Annotated in this window: 14 protein-coding genes; 7 read left to right on the forward strand and 7 right to left on the reverse strand. The window is 60.7% G+C overall.

Annotated features, from left to right (window positions below):
- Window positions 1–150: 150 nt before the first annotated feature.
- Window positions 151–2,367, reverse strand: coding sequence for a DNA internalization-related competence protein ComEC/Rec2 (locus QOS90_RS21555; protein WP_085273693.1), 2,217 nt, complete (start codon window positions 2,365–2,367; stop codon window positions 151–153).
- Window positions 2,368–2,508: 141 nt separating this feature from the next.
- Here QOS90_RS21555 and QOS90_RS21560 point away from each other — a divergent pair, with 141 nt between their 5' ends.
- A complete protein-coding gene (locus QOS90_RS21560) occupies window positions 2,509–3,135 on the forward strand; it encodes a DUF2062 domain-containing protein (protein WP_143491078.1) in 627 nt (208 codons plus the stop codon).
- Here QOS90_RS21560 and QOS90_RS21565 read toward each other — a convergent pair.
- The 3 genes from QOS90_RS21565 to QOS90_RS21575 all read right to left on the reverse strand — a co-directional run bounded on the left by QOS90_RS21565 (window position 3,019) and on the right by QOS90_RS21575 (window position 5,484).
- Window positions 3,019–3,798: an ABC transporter permease gene (locus QOS90_RS21565; protein WP_016500910.1), complete on the reverse strand. Its 780-nt coding sequence runs from the start codon at window positions 3,796–3,798 to the stop codon at window positions 3,019–3,021. The two genes, QOS90_RS21560 and QOS90_RS21565, sit on opposite strands and share 117 nt — an antisense overlap.
- Window positions 3,795–4,727, reverse strand: a complete 933-nt coding sequence (locus tag QOS90_RS21570) for an ABC transporter ATP-binding protein (RefSeq protein WP_027596064.1) — start codon at window positions 4,725–4,727, stop codon at window positions 3,795–3,797. Before QOS90_RS21570 ends, QOS90_RS21565 begins: the two co-directional genes overlap by 4 nt.
- Before the next feature lie 133 nt (window positions 4,728–4,860).
- Window positions 4,861–5,484 (reverse strand): glutathione S-transferase, encoded by a 624-nt coding sequence (locus tag QOS90_RS21575; RefSeq protein WP_027596063.1) that lies wholly within the window; start codon window positions 5,482–5,484, stop codon window positions 4,861–4,863.
- 284 nt (window positions 5,485–5,768) lie between these two features.
- On the opposite strand from QOS90_RS21575, the gene QOS90_RS21580 reads away from it, so the two are divergent.
- The 6 genes from QOS90_RS21580 to QOS90_RS21605 all read left to right on the forward strand — a co-directional run bounded on the left by QOS90_RS21580 (window position 5,769) and on the right by QOS90_RS21605 (window position 13,634).
- Window positions 5,769–8,216, forward strand: a complete 2,448-nt coding sequence (locus tag QOS90_RS21580) for an acyl-CoA dehydrogenase (protein ID WP_085273694.1) — start codon at window positions 5,769–5,771, stop codon at window positions 8,214–8,216.
- A gap of 83 nt (window positions 8,217–8,299) precedes the next feature.
- Entirely contained in the window at window positions 8,300–8,710 is a 411-nt protein-coding gene (locus QOS90_RS21585; protein ID WP_027596061.1) for a PA2817 family protein, read from the forward strand.
- Window positions 8,711–8,893: 183 nt separating this feature from the next.
- A complete protein-coding gene (locus QOS90_RS21590) occupies window positions 8,894–9,436 on the forward strand; it encodes a fimbrial protein (protein WP_085273695.1) in 543 nt (180 codons plus the stop codon).
- Between the two features lie 84 nt (window positions 9,437–9,520).
- Entirely contained in the window at window positions 9,521–9,949 is a 429-nt protein-coding gene (locus QOS90_RS21595; RefSeq protein ID WP_159455783.1) for a fimbrial biogenesis chaperone, read from the forward strand.
- Window positions 9,950–9,985: 36 nt separating this feature from the next.
- Window positions 9,986–12,481: a fimbria/pilus outer membrane usher protein gene (locus QOS90_RS21600; RefSeq protein ID WP_085273755.1), complete on the forward strand. Its 2,496-nt coding sequence runs from the start codon at window positions 9,986–9,988 to the stop codon at window positions 12,479–12,481.
- 58 nt (window positions 12,482–12,539) lie between these two features.
- Window positions 12,540–13,634, forward strand: a complete 1,095-nt coding sequence (locus tag QOS90_RS21605) for a fimbrial protein (RefSeq protein WP_085273697.1) — start codon at window positions 12,540–12,542, stop codon at window positions 13,632–13,634.
- Between the two features lie 53 nt (window positions 13,635–13,687).
- Here QOS90_RS21605 and QOS90_RS21610 read toward each other — a convergent pair whose 3' ends face one another.
- The 3 genes from QOS90_RS21610 to QOS90_RS21620 are packed head-to-tail and all read right to left on the reverse strand — an operon-like array spanning window position 13,688 to window position 18,456.
- Window positions 13,688–17,491, reverse strand: coding sequence for an RHS repeat domain-containing protein (locus QOS90_RS21610; RefSeq protein ID WP_085273698.1), 3,804 nt, complete (start codon window positions 17,489–17,491; stop codon window positions 13,688–13,690).
- A gap of 37 nt (window positions 17,492–17,528) precedes the next feature.
- Window positions 17,529–18,023: a hypothetical protein gene (locus QOS90_RS21615; protein WP_143491079.1), complete on the reverse strand. Its 495-nt coding sequence runs from the start codon at window positions 18,021–18,023 to the stop codon at window positions 17,529–17,531.
- Complete coding sequence (locus tag QOS90_RS21620) at window positions 18,013–18,456, reverse strand: hypothetical protein (RefSeq protein WP_143491080.1); 444 nt, start codon at window positions 18,454–18,456, stop codon at window positions 18,013–18,015. The genes QOS90_RS21615 and QOS90_RS21620 overlap by 11 nt, the downstream gene beginning before the upstream one ends.
- Window positions 18,457–18,478: the final 22 nt, after the last annotated feature.

Consider the following 18,478-nt stretch of genomic DNA (forward strand, 5'->3'; position numbering starts at 1 on the left):
ACTCTACCATAGGACCGCCGGGGGCTCATCTGCCGAAGGTCAGGGAATTGGCCGGACCCACTTACCGCCTTGGGGGCAGTCCAGATACAGCACCAAACCTGAAAGGAGTGCTGCACCTGTGGGAGCGGGCTTGCCCGCGAAAGGGCCCGATCAGCCACTGCCGGCTTCACGCCAGAAGCGCCGCTGCCCCCGCACACCCTCAACGTCACCCTGCCCCCCCAGCACCAAGCGCAACGCGCCCTCCACCGCTGTATCATGAATCGCCAGCCCATGCCGCCGATAGCGCTCGAGCACCTGGGCATGCGGATGACCAAAACCATTGTTGCGCCCCCGCGAAATCAGCACCCCACGTGGCGCCGTGGCGCGGATGAATGCCTCGGTGGACGAGCTGCGACTGCCATGGTGCGGGGACTGCAGCCAATCGATGCGGGGTGTTTCAGTGGATGCCAGCCAGGCCCGTTCGGCAGCGGCTTCCAAATCGCCTGCCAACAGCAAGCGCTCCCCTTGCGCCTCGACCAGCAGCACGCATGAGCGGTCGTTGCTGCTCTGCCCTTCAGCCCAATGCCACAGGGAGAAACGCACGCCATCCCACTCCCATTGCTCACCCGTGACACACGGCTGCAGCCCAAGGCCCTCCAGCCCCTCGCCACCGAGCACCCGCGTGACCGGGATGCCCTGCGCAATGGCCAGCGCGCCCCCGGCATGGTCGGCATGGGCGTGGCTGATCAGCATCGCATCCAAGTGGCTTACGCCCAGCTTGCGCAGGGTCGGCAGCACCACCCGCTCCCCCGCGTCGTACTCCCCTTTTGCTGGCCCCGCATCGTAGAGCAGGCTGTGCTGGCGGGTACGCAGCAGCACCGCGAGCCCCTGGCCGACATCCAACTGCCAGACTTCTACCTGCCCCAAGGGCACCGACTCGCGGGGCACCCATAACGCCAGCAGCATGAGCCCGCCCAACCCCCGCAAGGGCACGCCACGGGGTAGCAGCACCAGCAACGCACCCAGGCACACCACTGACCAGGCCCACAGCGGCAAGGCTGGCGGCACCCACGCCGGGCGCCAGCTCGCGGCCAGGGCCAGGACCCTGAACAGCACCTCCAGCAAGCCCCCGGCCAGCCACAGCAACGCTTCGCCGACACCCGCCACGGGCAACAGCAGCGTGCCCAGCAAAGCCAACGGCAACACCGCAAGGCTGACCCACGGCACCGCCAGCAAGTTGGCCAGGGGCGCACTCAGGCTCACTGGCAAGCCAGTGGCCAGCAGCACCGGCAGCAAGCCGATGGCGATCACCCACTGCGCACGCGTCCAGGCCTGCCAGGGCCGCCAGCCGCCCAAGCGGGCACTGAAGCAGTAGATCAAGGTCGCCACGGCGGCAAACGACAGCCAGAACCCCGGCAACAGCGCCGCCAAGGGTTCGAACAACAGCACCGCGACCAGCGCCAGCAGCAATGGCAGCATTGCGCCAAGGTGACGAAAGCGCAGACGCCAAAGCAACACTACCGCCAGCATCAGGCAGGCCCGCTGCACCGGCACACCGCCACCGGCAAGCCAGCCGTAGGCCAGCGCTGCGGTCATCGCCAGGCCGCAGGCCGAGGGAAGCCAGGGCAGCTGCGCGGGCCACAGGCCCCAGCGTGCCAGCCCGGCAACCAGGCCATAGAGCAACCCCGCCACCAGGCCGATGTGCTGCCCGGAAATCACCAGCAGGTGCACCGTGCCTGTGGCCTGCAGCGTCTGCCAGTCCTCGCGGGGCAGGCCCGCACCGTCGCCCAGCACCAAGGCCACCAACGCCGCTTGCCGGCCATTGGCCTCGACCGCCAACAACCGTTGCCGCAGTTGGTCTCGCCAGCTGCCCGCTACAGCGCTCAATACCTGCCCGGCCTTGACCGTGCCAGTAGCCCCCACTCGCCGAGCCAGCAACTGTGCCTCTCGATCAGGCCCATGGGGGTTGAGCAGGCCGGCAGGCCGCTGCAAGGTCACTGCCAACCGCCACTGTTCGCCCGCCCGCACAGCCGGCCCGTTGAACCAGCTCAGTTGCAAGCGTTGCGGCAGTTCGCCGCGCCGTGAGTGGGGCTGTTCCAGTTCGAAGCGCACGCCATGCGCGGTACGGCTCGGCAGGCCGACAACCTTGCCCTCCAGCCACAACGTGCGGCCATCCAGTTCAGGCGCGAGTCGATCATCCAGCGCTCGCTGGGCCGACCCGCACGCCCAGCACAGGCCCAACAGAAACCAGCCTACTGGCCAAAACCGCGTGAACAGGCTGGCAACACCACCGACAAACAGCAGAAGTAGCCATCCGACCGATGGCAATATGGGGAGAAAGCCCAGGCAGAGCAGCCCGAGCGCGAGCGCAAACATCCCTGTGCGCATGAGGTAGAGCTCCGCTGCGAAATGACCTTCTCAGGCATAGCGCAAATGCCGGCAAAGCTTGCTCAACAATTGTCACAAACTCTAAACGAGGCCGTTAAGGAATCAAGGCATACTGCCCCGATCAACGCCCCGGGAGCCTACATGCCGCGCCGACTTTTCAAACGCTACATGCCGGATCCGACCAGCATTCGGGAACACAAGTCCTTACGCTTTTTCGGCACGTTGCTGCACGACCCGAACCTCTGGCACCTGAACCGGCACTCGGTGGCCCGGGCCATGGGTGTGGGCCTGTTCGCGGCGCTTATCCCCATCCCCATGCAGATGCTGCTGGCCGCTGCGCTGGCGATCCCGGTGCGCGGCAACCTGCCGATCGCGGTCAGCCTGGTGTGGCTGACCAACCCGCTGACCATGCCACCGGTGTTCTTCGTCACCTACATGACCGGCGCCTGGCTGCTGCAGATACCGCCGCGCACGCTGCCCGACGACCTCACCTTCGAATGGATCACCGACCAGCTGTCGACCCTGTGGCAACCCTTCCTGCTCGGCTCGGTGGTGTGTGGCGTGGTGCTGGGCATCCTCGCCTACTTCAGCACCTTGCTGTACTGGCGTTGGTGGGTGGGCCGGCAGTGGCGCCGGCGCAAACTCAAAGGCTCAGGCGCGCATGCCGCGGCCGCTGACCAGCAGGCGGATGCACAGGGTGTACAGCACTGCGGTAGCCACCAACATAAAGGTGATCGCCGTCCCGATACTGATATCCGACACCCCTAGGATGCCGTAGCGGAACGAGTTGACCATGTGCAGCACCGGGTTGGCCAGTGACACGGTCTGCCAGAACGGCGGCAGCAGGTTGATCGAGTAGAACACCCCGCCCAGGTAAGTCAGCGGCGTCAGCACGAAGGTCGGGATGATCGAGATATCGTCGAAGTTGCGCGCGAACACCGCGTTGACGAAGCCCAGTAACGAGAAGATGGTGGCCGTCAGCAGTACCACGACCACGGTCACACCCAGGTGATGCACCTGCAGGTCGGTGAAGAACATCGACAGGATGGTGACGATCACCCCGACCGCCAAGCCACGCAGCACGCCACCCAGCACATACCCCACAAGAATGGTGTGTGGCGACACCGGGGACACCATCAGCTCCTCGATGGAGCGCTGGAACTTGCTGCCGAAGAAGCTCGACACCACGTTACCGTAGGAGTTGGTGATCACCGACATCATGATCAGCCCCGGCACGATGTACTGCATGTAGGTGAAGCCGCCCATGTCGCCGATCTGCCGGCCGATCAGGTTACCGAAGATGACGAAGTATAAAACCATGGTGATCGCTGGCGGCAGCAGGGTCTGCGGCCAGATGCGCAAAAAGCGCCGTACTTCGCGGTAGACGATGGTGTTCAGGGCGACCCAGTTGGTGCGCAGTTCCACACTCATACGGCCACCTTCGACAGGTTTTTTTCCACCAGGGACACGAACAGCTCCTCAAGTCGATTGGTCTTGTTTCGCAGGCTTTGCACCTCGATGTTCTGCAGCGCCAGCTGGCCGAACAGTGCGGTAATGCCGATGTCCTTCTCCACCTGCACTTCCAGGGTGTGCGGGGTCAGCAGCCGGCACGGGTAGCCTTGCAGCACAGGCGGCGAGGCCAGGTCCTGCTTGATGTCGAGGACGAAGGTCTCGACGTGCAGCTTGCCCAGCAGCTGGCGCATGCTGGTGTTCTCGACGATGGTGCCGTGGTCGATGATGCCGATGTTGCGGCACAGCTGCTCGGCCTCTTCCAGGTAGTGGGTGGTGAGGATGATGGTGATGCCCTTCTGGTTGAGCTCGGTGAGGAAGCTCCACATCGAACGGCGCAGCTCGATGTCCACACCCGCGGTGGGCTCGTCGAGGATCAGCAGGCGCGGTTCGTGGATCAAGGCACGGGCGATCATCAGGCGGCGCTTCATGCCACCCGACAACGAGCGGGAAGGCACGTCACGCTTGTCCCACAGCCCCAGCTGGGTGAGGTACTGCTCGGCGCGCTCCTTGGCAAGCTTTGGCGGGATGCCGTAGTAGCCTGCCTGGGTGACGACGATGTCGAAGACCTTCTCGAACTGGTTGAAGTTGAACTCTTGCGGCACCACGCCCAGGCAGCGCTTGAGCGCCGAAGGCTCGCGGTCCAGGTCGTGGCCGAATACGTTCACCGTGCCGCTGGTCTTGTTGACCAGGGTCGAAAGAATACCGATGGTGGTGGATTTGCCGGCGCCGTTGGGGCCGAGCAAGGCGAAGAAGTCGCCTTCGGCAACGTCCAGGTCGATGCCCTTGAGGGCCTGGAAGCCATTACCGTAGGTCTTGGTCAGCTGTCGAATGGACAGGGCGGAACTCATAGCGGGCCATTTACCGAGAAAAAAGGTTCAGGACACGCCAGGCAAAGTCACTGGCGCAGTGAGTGCGGCCATGGTGCAAGGCCCGGCCACACAAGTACAGTCACATGTATTGATAATGACTATCGAGGCAGGTTCAAGTCAGCGCGGTCATCACGGCCGCCTGGTAGGCCGGGCGCTGCTTCAGGCGCGCATACCAGGCCTCCAGGTGGTACATGGCCGGGCGCTCGATAGGCATTTTGAACCAGGCGTAGATGAAGCTACCCAGTGGGATGTCGCCCATGCCGATCTGGTCACCGGACAGGTACGGCTGCTGGGCCAGGGTTTCGTCGGCGATGGCCAGCAATTGCGCGCACTGCTTGTGCGCGGCGTTGATCGCGACCCAGTCGCGCTGGTCTTCTGGCGTGCGCAGCAGGCCCCAGAACAGCGGGCGGAAGGGGGTGGCGAAGGACGAGGTGGTCCAGTCCATCCACTTGTCGGCCAAGGCGCGCTGGCGCGGGTCTTCCAGGTACCAGCCCTGCTCGGCGCCGTACTCGGCGCACAGGTAGCGAACGATGGTGTTGGACTCCCACAGCGTCAGGTCGACGTCTTCGAGCATCGGCACCAGGCCGTTGGGGTTGCGGGCGCGGTAATGCGGCTCGTTGACCACGCCGAAGGCGCCGCCGGCGTCGATGGATTCGAAATCAAGGCCCAACTCGTGGGCGATCCACAGCGCCTTGCGCACATTGCTCGAATTCTTGCGGCCCCAGATCTTCAGCATGGCAACGTCCTTATGGAATGCAGAGGGTGAACAGTCTACTCCAGAGTTTTATTGCCTGTACTGGCCTCTTCGCGGGCAAGCCCGCTCCCACAGGAATCACCACAATCTTCAAACCAACGGTATCCCTGTGGGAGCGGGCTTGCCCGCGAAAGGGCCGGCACAGGCCAACAATGATCTGAAACTCCCACCGCCACACCCTGTCACTGTTCTGAACAGGCCGTTCACAGCGTTGCGTCTAAGCTGTCTGGGACGGCTCAAGCCCTTGGTTCCAAGGAGGACCGATTATGTTGCTGTTGTGGTTGGTGGTACTGGTGATCGGCGCGGCATACCTCACGCACCGGCGCCTGGCGCCCTTGCAGATACTGGGCATCATGGCAGCCTACGTGCTGCTGATGGGTATTTTCAGCAGCGCACCCGGCTGGCTGCTGGCCCTGCTGTGGGTCGTGCTGGCCGTGAAAATCGCCTTGGTGGCCCTGCCGGAATGGCGGCGCAAGGTGTTCACCGGCCCAGTGTTCAAGTGGTTCCAGCGTACCCTGCCGCCCATGTCGCAGACCGAGCGCGAAGCCATCGACGCCGGCACCGTCTGGTGGGATGGCGAACTGTTCAGCGGCCGCCCCGACTGGCGCACCTTGCTGGCCTACCCGGCACCGAAACTGACTGAAGAAGAACAGGCCTTCATCGACGGCCCCACTGAAGAACTGTGCGCCATGGTCAGCGACTGGCAGATCGGCCAGGACATGGACCTGCCCCCTGAAGCCTGGGCGCACATCAAAGCGCAGGGCTTCTTCGCCCTGATCATCCCCAAGGAATACGGCGGCAAGGGCTTCTCGGCCTACGCCCACTCGCAGGTTGCAATGAAACTGGCCACCCGCAGCGGCGACCTGGCCTCGACGGTGATGGTGCCCAACTCGCTCGGCCCGGCCGAACTGCTGCTGCACTACGGCACCGATGAACAACGCAGCCACTACCTGCCGCGCCTGGCACGCGGCGACGAGATCCCCTGCTTCGCCCTGACCGGCCCACTGGCGGGCTCGGATGCCGGCGCCATGCCGGATACCGGCATCATCTGCAAAGGCCATTGGCAAGGCGAAGAAGTCATCGGGCTGCGCCTGAACTGGGAAAAACGCTATATCACCCTCGGCCCGGTCGCGACCCTGCTCGGCCTGGCGTTCAAGGCCTACGACCCGGAGCACTTGCTGGGCGACGAAGAGGACTTGGGTATCAGCCTGGCGCTGATTCCTACCGACACCCCGGGCGTGGAGATCGGCAAGCGCCACCTGCCGCTCGGCGCCGCCTTCATGAACGGCCCCAACAGCGGCAAGGACGTGTTCGTGCCCCTAGACATGCTGATCGGCGGCCAGGCCATGCTCGGCAAGGGCTGGATGATGCTGATGAACTGCCTGTCGGTGGGCCGCTCCATCTCGCTGCCAGCAGTGGGCACTGGTGCCGCCAAGTACACCAGCCTGGTGACGGGCCAGTACGCCAATATCCGCGAACAGTTCAACGTGCCGCTGGCAGCCTTCGAGGGCATCCAGGAGTCGCTGGCACGTATCGGTGGCAATGCCTGGTTGATGGACAGCGCCCGCCTGCTCACCGCCAACGCCGTCGACCTGGGTGAAAAACCTTCGGTGCTGTCGGCGATCCTCAAGTATCACCTGACCGAACGTGGCCGCGAGTGCATCCAGCACGCCATGGACGTGCACGGCGGCAAGGGCATCATCATGGGCCCGAACAACTACCTGGGGCGCAATTGGCAGGGTGCGCCGATCTTCATCACCGTCGAGGGGGCCAACATCCTCTCGCGCAACCTGATGATCTTTGGCCAAGGCGCCATTCGCTGTCACCCGTTCGTGCTCAAGGAAATGGCGCTGGCCGGCCGCGAAGACCGTGAGCAGGCGCTGGTCGAGTTCGATGAGCTGCTGATGAAGCACATCATGTTCGCTGCCGGCAACGCCGCCAGCACCATCGTGCTCGGCCTGGGGCTGGGGCGCCTCGAACGGGTGCCAGGCGATGCCTTGAGCCAGGGCTATTTCCGTGCCTTGAATCGCCAGGCTGCAGCGTTTGCTCTGCTGGCAGATTTGTCGATGATGCTGTTGGGCGGTGCACTCAAGCGCCGCGAGCGCCTGAGCGCTCGCCTGGGTGACGTGCTGAGCTACCTGTATCTGTCCAGCGCGGCACTCAAGCGGTATCACGACCTCGGCTCGCCGGAGCACATGCAACCTCTTCTGCGCTGGGCCATGGAAGAGAGCCTGGGCAAGGCCGAGCAGGCGCTCGACCGGCTTCTCGACAACTTCCCCAACCGCTTCGTCGGCTGCGCCCTGCGCGTACTGGTCTTCCCCTTCGGCCGCTGCCACACCGGCCCCAGCGATGAACTGGACGCCGAAGTGGCGGATCTGATTGGCCGGCAAAAGGGCGACCCGGCGCTGGAAGAACTGCTGGCTGGGTGTTATCGACCACAAGCTGAGGGTGATCCGGTCGCTGCGCTGCAGCGTGCGAGCGACTTGCTGGATGACGCCGCACCTTTGCACAAGGCACTGCATCAGGCCCTGAAGGACGGCAAGGTAAAACCTGCCGCTGGGCAATCGGCTATCGATGCTGCTGTCGAGGCTGGCGCACTGCAGCCTGCTGAGGCACAGCGCCTTCATGCCGCCGAACAGGCTCGGCGCGCAGTGATCGATGTCGATGCTTTCGATAAGGAGCAGCTGGGGCCTACACCTGGCAAGGTACGTTGAACGCTCGCGCAAAAGGGGCCGCACAGCGGTCCCTGCCAGCGTATACTCCGGCCCCGTTTTTCAGACACACCGAGGACCCTTTCATGGCCAACCCGCACCTGGAGTATCACCTGCAACTGCTGCAACACCTGCGCACCATCCTGGCTGCCCTCGGTGAAGCCGAGCAGGTGCCGGAAGAAAGCCACGCCCTATTCCTCGAGCGTTTCGACGAACTGCTCACCCTGCTGCCCCAGAACCCGCTGGAAAGCCAGTACCTCGGCCAGGACCTGCTCTGCCAAGTGATCCAGCGTTATCCGCAAATTGCTCACCTCGTGCCGCGCGATTTGTTGTGGTTCTTTGGTGGTGATTGCCTGCACTTCATGCCCGACGATGAACTCGACCTCTACCAGCAACTGGAAGAGCGCCGCCATGAAGCTGAGCAAGAGGGTGAGCCATTCGACTGGCACTTGGAAAAGCAACTACTGAGTCAAACTGACAAAGGCAGTACGCACTAAGCTGAAACCCCCTCCCCAGCGCCTTGCTTTGCATCAAGGCGCTCCGTTAAAAATCCCACAATCAATTAGCTTATTCCTACATCCTGCAAAACTCATGGCCGTTAGTATTTGCGTCGAGGCGTTACAGGCACGCTTCGTGCAATTTCCTCACCCTCACTAACCCCTTCAACCATGAGCCACAGTATGAAACGCAAACTAATCGCACTCCCCCTAGGCCTCTTTGCCAGCTTGATGGGCAGCTCCGCCTTCGCCAGTTCCGTTTTCTTCGAAGGCACCATCACTGCTGAAACATGCCCGATCGAAATTGTTAACCCAGGCGATGGTAGCGTGGACAATCGGGTTGCAATGGGTGACGTCCCGATGGGCAGCTTCGGTGGCGCCGCCGGCACCGAAGTACGTGGTGCCACTTTTGCCGTCCGCGTACCGCCTAAAGCTAGCTGCGGCATTACCGAAAACAATGCGAATGTCACCTTTAACGGTGATCCGGACGGCAGCGGAAGCTACTTCAAGGTCAACCCTGTGAGCGGCGCCGCCACGGGTGTCTCGATCGTGATCCGCGACAGCAGCAATGCATCGATCGCGCCTGGCGGAACGTCGGTTGACTATGCACTCAACCAAACTGGGCCCACCGACCTGAGGTTTGATGCCTACTACCGCTCCACCGCCGCTACCGTAACCGCAGGTCTAGCATCGGCTCACGTCCGCTATTCGGTTGCTTATAAGTAAGCAACGCGTGTCACCCGGTGCCTTGCGCACCTCGCTAAACCATCCAGGCGTTAATGATACGCCTGGGTGCAATGGGTAACCGTTATGATCAATCCACTCAGATTCACGGCTGGCTTACGTTTTGCCGCTTGTATTTCCCTGGCCATAAGCATGCTCGCCGCTCCTGCCATCAGCCAGGCCGCTTTGACATTGAATAATACCCGCATTGTTTTCAATGGCGATAAGCGAAGCACGTCCGTCATCGTGAAAAACCCGTCCAAGAGTACGTACGCGGTACAAACCTGGATCAATACCGTCGCGGATGACACCACCACGGCTGTTCCATTCGAGGTCAGCGGCCAGGGGCAGCAGCACACCTTGAACAACACCGACATGCTGGAACCCTTCGCCGAGCATGCCTACCCGCTCACGGGAATCAAGCCAGCTCCAGGCTTGCAGGCACAGTTTTCCGTCATCAATGACTATGGCGGTTACACCGAACCTCTGACGCTGCCGATCCACCTGCCTAACTAGAGCCAGCCACCACGCAAGTCGCAAGGAATCGTCATGATGTTCCTCCCCTTATCACGCTGGCGTGCGTCACGCCATCAGCGCGGCGCATTGCTGTGCCTGCTAGGTAGCTCGGCATTGATACTGGTGCCCACTGTTAAAGCGGAGACCGGCTTCCAGAGCGGCTTTCTCCGCCAGGTGCCGGGCCAGTCCGAAGACGTAGGCGCCTGGTCATTGGGCATGTTGACCCGCGACCAGGACCTTGCACCAGGCCTCTACCGGGTGAGCGTGCACGTCAACCTTGAACCACAGGGCGAGCACGAACTGGATTTCCAGCCTACCGCCGAGGGTGAGCTGCAACCTTGCCTGCCCGCCAAGTTGCTGGGTGAATGGGGTTTGCGACTTGATGCACTGGCCAACATCGAGGATCAGCATCGCGCCTGTCTGGATCTGAAGGCTGTTGTGCCCGGCGCGCAAATCGACTTCAGGGCCAGCGAATTGCGGGTGGCCATTTCGATTCCGCAAATCGCCATGCGCCGAGACGCCAGCGGCCAGGTCGACCCCGCGCACTGGGACAGCGGTATCAACGCTGCCTTCGTCAGCTATCAAGCCTCAACCCTGCAAGGCCGCAGCCGTTACACGGGCAATTACAGCAGTGACGACCTGCACTTGAACAGCGGCGTCAACCTTGGCGAATGGCGCTTGCGCAGCACTCAGTCCTGGCGTCAGGACCAACAGGGTAACCGTGAATGGACCAGGGCCCAGACTTACGCGCAACGCGATATCCCCGGGACCCGCGCCAACCTAACAGTCGGGGAAACATTCACCGACAGCGATATATTCCGTGGCATTCCTATCTCTGGCATACGCGTGGCATCGGACATGAGCATGCTCGGCGACAATCAACGGGGCTATGCCCCTGTCATCCGTGGTGTCGCGCAGAGCCGAGCGAAGCTTGAGGTCTGGCAGAACGGCTATTCGATTTATTCCACGTATGTCAGCGCTGGCCCTTACGCCATTGACGACCTCAGTACTTCGGGCAGCGGCGAACTGGAAATTGTTCTGACCGAGTCAGATGGCCAGGTCCGGCGCTTCATTCAGCCCTTTTCGACCATCAGCAACCTGCTGAGGCCGGGTGTTTGGCGTTACAGTGCGACGGTTGGGCGCTATAACCCTTCCAGTGATGTAGACACCCCTTTGCTCTGGCAAGGCACCTTGGCCATGGGCAGCCACTGGAACACGACGCTCTACGGCGGGTTGATGGCCAGCGACTACTACCGGGCGGGCAGCCTGGGCATCAGTAAGGATCTGGGTAGCCTGGGTGCCTTGGCTTTCGATTTGACGCAGTCGTTCAGCGACGTAGACACCCCACATGAGCGTGACGTACAGGGTACGAGTTATGCCCTGAAATACGGTAAAGCCTTCACCAGCCAGACCAATCTGCGATTTGCCGGCTACCGTTATTCGACTGAGGGTTACCGCGACTTCGATGAAGCCGTGCGCCAGCGCAGCCAGGCATCAGGGTATACCGGCAGCAGCCGCAGCCGCCTGGAGGCATCGGTCCACCAGAGCATGGGCAAGAACAGCTCGCTCACCCTTACCCTGTCTCAGCAGGATTACTGGCAGCGCAGCGATACCCAGCGTCAATACCAGTTCAACTTCAGCACGCATCACCGCGGCGTAAACTACAACCTGTTTGCCTCTCAGTCGTTGACCGACCGATATGGTAGCGATCGTCAATTCGGCTTGAGCGTATCGTTGCCGTTGCAGTTCGGGCACCGCGCCAATGCCACCTTCGATATGCAACACAATGCCCGGGGCCTTAGCAAACGCGCCTCCCTCGGTGGCGGCATCGCCGACCGAGCGCTGAGCTACAGCGCCAGCCTGAGCGAGGACGAAAGCAATCGCCGGACTGCGGCACTGTCGCTTGGCTATCAGGCCCCCTATGCAACGTTGGCGGGTGGTTTTACCGAAGCTGAGGACTATCGCAATCTGTCGTTGAATGCCAGTGGGGCCGTGCTGCTGCATGCCGACGGCGTCGAGTTCGGCCCCTACTTGGGAGATACCGCGGCCCTGATCGAAGTGCCGGGTGTGGCCGATGTGGGCCTGCACAACGTACCCGGCACGCGCACCAACGCGCGTGGGTATGCGCTGCTGCCTTACCTGCAACCCTACAGGACCAACGCGGTTGTACTGGATATCGACCGGCTGGGGCCTGACGTGGAGATCGAAAACGGCGCAGCACAGGTGGTCCCCCGCCGAGGCGCGATCGTGAAAAGCCGCTTCGAAGCACGCCATGTCTCGCGGATGGTCCTGACCCTGCACGACGCCAGTGGCCAGCCACTGCCTTTCGGGGCCCAGGTAAAAGACCAGCAAGGCGAACTGCTTGGCATGGTAGGCCAAGCCGGCCAAGTAATGCTCACGCATCAGGCCTCCGATCGCCCGTTGCAGGTGAGCTGGGGCGACCGGCCGGACAACAGCTGCCAGCTGGCCATCGACTCACAAGCCACGCCGGCCGTTGACGGCTATCGCCTGCAAACCCTGCCCTGTATTTAGCGACCAAGCTCGCAGCGCGGCCCTCGCATTCTGCCGCGCTGGGAGCTCCAGGACATCTATGAAAAACATCAAAACAACCTTGCGCCTGGCATTGCTGGCCGCAATGACATGGCCGGCGGCCGAGGCCATGGCCAACGCGGACACCCGCTGCGAATTCGGGCCGCTCAAGAGCAACTTGCTTAAGGTATTCGTCCGCGACATGGGTACGTTGTACGTTCCACGGGACGCGCGGGTCGGCACGCTAATCGGCCCCGCTGACTCCTACGAGCAAACAATCGACCAGAATAAACTGAGCCTGAGGTGTTTCACCTACGGTGTGCGCATGAACTTCGACATGAAAGCAGCCCGTGGCATCCACCCTCCAATGGCTCCCATTGATGGCCAAAATATGGACGGTCACGTTCTCAGGACCAACATTCCGGGTTTGGGTGCAATCGTAAAGGTACGGCGCCCCTTTCTGGGAGGCACCGAACAGTGGATCCCGATTGGCCGCAACCCACCACTGGTCCCTTTCGCGGCCTATTACGATACAACGCCGCTAGGTGGCGTTGCGCTGCTCAGCTTTGCTCATGAGGTTACCTTGGTGAAGACCGGCGACCTGGCCCCTGGCGTCCACCAGCTGGATGGCCAACTGATTACCGGCCACCTCGACTTCCAAGGTATGGGCCAGGTAATGGAGTACACCCTCAGGGCAACGATCATTCAGAGCCAGTGCGAGGTCCTCAGCGACGCGGTCAGCGCCAACCCGGTGAAGCTCGGTGAATGGAGCACCAGCGACTTCACCGGCCCCGGTTTCACCACCACCGCTACGCCGTTCCAGATCCGCCTGAGCAGTTGCCAGGTCGACCCCGACCCGGACAACGAAACCCTTGCGACCATCGAACTTGAGGGACGAGATGGCTCACAACCCATTGGGCCTGTCGGTGAGCATGTGTTCAGCCTGACCAGCGATTCCGACGCCCGAGGGATGGGAATCCAGATGCTTCACAACGGCCAGCCGATGCCATTGAATACCGAAATTGGGCTGAGGTCGGTGCAAGATGGCACCGTGCCCTTGAATTTCGAGGCGCGCTTCTACCAAACAGAACCAAGCAGCAACCTGCGTGCTGGCTTGGCCAAGGGCGCATTGAACTTCACCATCCGCTACCGCTAGCAGGTAAAGAGGCCGGCCCCTCTGGCCGGCCTGGTTTCACCTGGATACCCCGGCTAAGCCTGTGTGGTACCCGACAGGATGTTTTCAGGGTCATAGTGGTAACGACAGGCCTCCCCTTGCTGGGTTTCGACACTGATCAGGCGGTTGAGCTCGTCGTACACCAGCACGCGTTTCTGCTCATCGCTGATCAGGTTGCCATTGGCGTCATAATACAAGTCGATAGCGGGCGCGGCCGGCGGAACGATCCTGCTCAATTGCGCCGGGTCGACATTCTTGAACTCGTACAGTGTCCGCTGCGGTGTTCCCCCTGGGCTCTTGGTAATGACCGAGGTGATGTTGTCCAAGCCATCGAAACCGAACGTCTGCCATTCGATGCGATTGCCGGAAGGATCGAACGGCGCCTCAGGGCCGGTGCAGTCATAACGCTGCAGCCGACCGCGCCGGTCGTACGCGTATTTTTCATGGCGCAACAGCTTGGCATCCTCTTCGTCTGCATCCTTGAGGCGCTCTTTGAGTATCCGGTGCGTCAGGCAATCGAACTCGTCATACCCCTGCTCCAGCGTTTGCAGAATGTCGCCAAAGTCGAAGGTGCGCAGCGTTTCCCGGTCGAACTCGTCGTATTCAAGCCGTGTGGTCAATTGCTGACCGGTAGTGACATCCTGGGTGGTGGTACTTTCCATACGCCCAAGATCGTCGTAGGTGAACGATGCCGACAAGAGTATCTGATCAGCCAGCGGCTTGCGGCGCACTCGGTAACGGGAAGGGGTGGGCACAGGTTTACTCAGCGTGGTGCTTTCCAGGCGCCCAAAATCATCGTATTCATAGACCTGGTTCTGACCCTGCACGTCCAGATAAGCGCGCATCCGCCGACGGTAGCTGTAGTCATAGGTCATGCTGAAGGTTTCACCCTCCAGAATACGCGTTTCGGTCTTGACCTCGCCGTTACTGAGGAAATAGGTGCGGTCCATGCTATGCCCGGGGTTTCTGGCGTCCCCTGGTTCTTCACAATGGGTCAGCTTGGCATTCTTGGGATCGTATATGTAAGAAGCGGGCTTTCCGCTGAGCACACGCGTTGTGGGCTCCTCGCCCAGTACGGGGACGTAGGTGTATTCGATCTTCCTGCCATCTGGGGCCGTCACCCAGCGCGGCTGCCGCTCACCCGGGTCGTACTCGAAGGTTTGCAGGCGCCCACCGGTCGTGGCGCTGATACGCCGCTCCAGGCCATCGAACGCCTGCTCGCCCAATAACTTGGCGATCGCTTCGGTGGTGCCCACCTTGATGCTGACTGGCAGGTCGTTGCGGCTGTGCTTGGCATACGTGCGATAAACCCGATTATTACGGTCAGCCAATGTGTGGACGAGCAAACGGTCGAAGGCGTCATATACATACTCGTCGATCCGTTGGCCGGTGCCGCTGCCCTTGGCCTCCTTGCTAAGCCGTCCAAGCCCGTCGTAGCTATTGACCTGCAGACTGATGCTCGTCGTACCATCAAGGGCAAAACGCTCGATTTGCGCTGGCTTTTCAAACAGGTTGTGCCATGTCTGCGTGATACCGCTGAGCCGTATTCCATCACGTTCACGCCAGTTGTGCTGAACCGGGCCATTGGGGCTCTGCACCTGGCTGACTTCCTCGACCTCCGTCACCCCTTCGGGGCCAGTGACGGACCGCTGCTGGCCCCAGTCGTCGTAGGCGTAAGTGCTGGTCAACTCCAGCAGTTGGTCACCCAGCCAGTCGATTTCGGTTTCCTCGCTCAACTGGCCCAGCTGATCGTACTTCGCACGGTAGATCGGCCTCGAGCCCCCCGCGAACGTCTTGCTGTCATGGTCTTCACGTGTTTCTAGAATTGCCCGGCTGAGCCCGTCGAAGTACGTGCTGGTCTCGACCCCCTTGACGTCGTACGCCCATTGCTGGGCCTGTTCATTGTCATAAGCGCACAGGTGGTACGTGTAACGCCGGTACGCCTCGAAGTCCGTGCCCGGAGCAACGGTCTCACGCGTTACTCTACGCAGCGCGTCAAATTCGTAACGAATCTCGACGTTGTTGTCGTCACGGTTGAGCACCGTCTCACCGGTCTGGAGGTCGTGCTCCAGGGTGATGACCTTGGTTTGCCCATCGAAACCCTCGAGCGTCTCGGTGGTCTGCAACACGGCCTTCGCTACGGGTGTACTGTAGGCGTAACGGGTGACCGTATCGTAAGCCTCGGACCCGTGGTAACTCACGGTTCTGGTACTGACTCGTCCGTACTGGTAAGTGGGTGCGGTTAACGCGTCATAGTATTCGAAACTGATTTTTTCGATGAAATCATCAGGCTTGCCGCCCGCCTCGAAAATGCTCTCACTTTCCACCAGCCACCAGGGTTGCGTCAGATAGCTGCCCCGCGGCGCCAGCGGCTTATATGCATAGAGCTGGGTCAGGGTGGGCGCGGCCCCTTGCCCATTGGGGGCGGGCCGTACGGTTCGGGATTTCAAATGGCGCACGAAACCGTGTGGCTTGCCTTCCTCCTCGGCGCTGTACCAGACATTGGTTTCAAGCACCTGGTTGGGTTCCAGGCGGGTCAGCACATTTCCCTGATTATCGTAGCTGGTGACCTGCTTTTCCAACCGCTGTCTTACCACTGGATCCTTGCCGGGCTCTTTGAAGGGCCCGGTCCAACGGCTGATTACCTCGATCGGAAGCTGGAAGGCAGGCGGCTGCTGGTCGAAAGAGCCGTCAGTTTCACCGTAGGTAGTGATGACATCCAGGGTATTCTCACCTTGAGAGGTCTGTTGGGCCACCAGCAAGTGAAAACGATTGAACGTGCGCGTGATCGTTCGATCGTTATTCGCCCCTTGTATCTCGCGCGTCTGGTAGGAATATTCCTTCCCCACCTTGTAGAGATTATCCAGCCCTTCGTCATCCCAGGGAATCGTACTGCCGCCCCCGACGAAATTGTTTACGCCAGGGTATTCATACTTCACCACCATCGTCGGCTGTTCGAAACGCGGCGAGGTTTCATGGCGGGTTACCCGGGGCAGATTGACACGCCGCGCGCTGGATGGAAATTCATGCCCCGAGTCCTCGTAAAAGATGCTCTCGCGCCCCCCGTACGGGGTCTTGACCTCGTTCAAGCACAAGAAACCGCGCACGTCACTATAGGTAAAACGCCAACGAGCCTGGTTGGGGGTGGGCAGGATGATCTCACTGACTCGGTTATCACTTTGGCTCAGGGTCATCACGTAACGAGCAAGCGGGCCGCCACCATCGCCACCATAGGGGTAACAGAGAATATCGACCCGGCTGTTGCCTTGCCGCTCGAGGCTGAGGATTTCCTCAGTGCCGTCGGTAACAGTGCGCAAGCGCATATGGTTAGCCAGCGTCGGCTCGTATTTCAGGTAGAGCACAGGCCCAAGGGGCGAATGCAACTCGATGGGCAGAGAGACCTGTGCCTGCTGAGGGCCCATGGTCTCCAGCACTTCGACCAGGCCAGAACGGTGTTCAACGCGGTAACGCTTGGCCCCATTCTGGCCTGGTGGTTCATGGTAGAGGTCGAACTGCCTGAGTTTCTGCTCTTTCATTACCAGAGGGTCGTCGTCCGTGGGCACACCGGTAATCTTGTACGTTTCGCCGCTGCGCAACGTCACTGTATTGTTGCGCACTTGGGTGAGTTGCAGGTTCCAGCCCTTGCCAAAGCCCGAGTCTTCAACGTTCAAGGGGCTGTAGAACAAACCCAGGTTGAAGTCCGGCCCCTGCAGGTCGTTACCTTTCAACTCGGGCAGCTTGATGGACACCGTGTATTGGCCTGTGCGCGAGTCGACACCCGATTCGATGTAAGAGGAAAAATTAAAAGCATTGGAATGAACGGAAGTTGATGCACTCATCTTAAGTAGCCCTCAAGCCAAAATCAAACCTTTTTATTCACTCATGAGGAGAACGAATAACCGCACAAGACAACTTTCCTTTAATATTTCCGTAATTATAATGACCTGTCGTCCTCATGACGCCCGGCACGATAACTGTATTGGGAATGTCCTTAAGTTCACGAATATCAACCCATTTCGAAGTGGTGGGATGCTTAAAAGTTCGAACATTGAACCACCAACGCGCCCCGCTCTCATCACATGACTTCTCAGAGATCAGTGTCACAATGGTACTGGAGGGGACGTTCTCGAATTTAACGTATGTCGCCACGTCGTTGCCACAGCCATCCATCTTGAACTGCTTGGCATCCGCCCCTGCAGCCGGCACTCCTGTAGAACAGTGCGTGCCGACCGGCTCATCGTTTACCACATCTTGCGCGAACCTTATGACTGGTGCGGCCTGCGTTCCACTTGCCTGCACCGTTTGCCCAGCACAGCCGCCAACAAGAAGGCCCGCAACCAGCATGTTCAACACGTGATTATTAGTTTTCATCACAACCCCCTGCACTTTGGTCAGTCAAGCGAATCGTCGTACTGTTTTCTGCAAATGGACGCGAAGGGACACTGTGTACCAGCACATTCCGGTCACCGATGGTGTCGGCTGGCAGATAATCAATTTGAACCAGGTGCAAATTGCCCCGTGCGTCACGTAACTGCACACGTAACGCTTTGGACATCTTGGTAAATGCTTCAAGACCACGTGCATTGCTCAATGAGCGATTCCAATTGCGGAAGTTTGCAATCACCAGCAAGCTGGCCTCATATTCCGTCGCCACCGGCCGCTCGAAGTCCACTCGCCCCAACACCGCTGCCATGCCACCGTCGAAAGACACTTTCTCCGGTTCCGCCTCCCCCTGGTTCTGGAATAAATACCCCGTGTAACTGTGGAACACTTCGTTACCCGCGCTGCTTTCCCAGCGAACCAACGAAGTATTGCTACGGAACAGT

It is taken from the genome of Pseudomonas sp. LAIL14HWK12:I10, from assembly GCF_900184205.1.
Lineage (GTDB): Bacteria > Pseudomonadota > Gammaproteobacteria > Pseudomonadales > Pseudomonadaceae > Aquipseudomonas > Aquipseudomonas kermanshahensis.

Bases quoted from the DNA above. Each gene is read 5' to 3' on its own strand.
- QOS90_RS21595 (WP_159455783.1), top strand. From the start codon at position 9,521: ATGATCAATCCACTCAGATTCACGGCTGGCTTACGTTTTGCCGCTTGT.
- QOS90_RS21555 (WP_085273693.1), bottom strand. From the start codon at position 2,367: ATGCGCACAGGGATGTTTGCGCTCGCGCTCGGGCTGCTCTGCCTGGGC.
- QOS90_RS21615 (WP_143491079.1), bottom strand. From the start codon at position 18,023: ATGAAAACTAATAATCACGTGTTGAACATGCTGGTTGCGGGCCTTCTT.
- QOS90_RS21580 (WP_085273694.1), top strand. From the start codon at position 5,769: ATGTTGCTGTTGTGGTTGGTGGTACTGGTGATCGGCGCGGCATACCTC.
- QOS90_RS21565 (WP_016500910.1), bottom strand. From the start codon at position 3,798: ATGAGTGTGGAACTGCGCACCAACTGGGTCGCCCTGAACACCATCGTC.
- QOS90_RS21570 (WP_027596064.1), bottom strand. From the start codon at position 4,727: ATGAGTTCCGCCCTGTCCATTCGACAGCTGACCAAGACCTACGGTAAT.
- QOS90_RS21610 (WP_085273698.1), bottom strand. From the start codon at position 17,491: ATGAGTGCATCAACTTCCGTTCATTCCAATGCTTTTAATTTTTCCTCT.
- QOS90_RS21600 (WP_085273755.1), top strand. From the start codon at position 9,986: ATGTTCCTCCCCTTATCACGCTGGCGTGCGTCACGCCATCAGCGCGGC.
- QOS90_RS21590 (WP_085273695.1), top strand. From the start codon at position 8,894: ATGAAACGCAAACTAATCGCACTCCCCCTAGGCCTCTTTGCCAGCTTG.
- QOS90_RS21605 (WP_085273697.1), top strand. From the start codon at position 12,540: ATGAAAAACATCAAAACAACCTTGCGCCTGGCATTGCTGGCCGCAATG.
- QOS90_RS21575 (WP_027596063.1), bottom strand. From the start codon at position 5,484: ATGCTGAAGATCTGGGGCCGCAAGAATTCGAGCAATGTGCGCAAGGCG.
- QOS90_RS21585 (WP_027596061.1), top strand. From the start codon at position 8,300: ATGGCCAACCCGCACCTGGAGTATCACCTGCAACTGCTGCAACACCTG.
- QOS90_RS21560 (WP_143491078.1), top strand. From the start codon at position 2,509: ATGCCGCGCCGACTTTTCAAACGCTACATGCCGGATCCGACCAGCATT.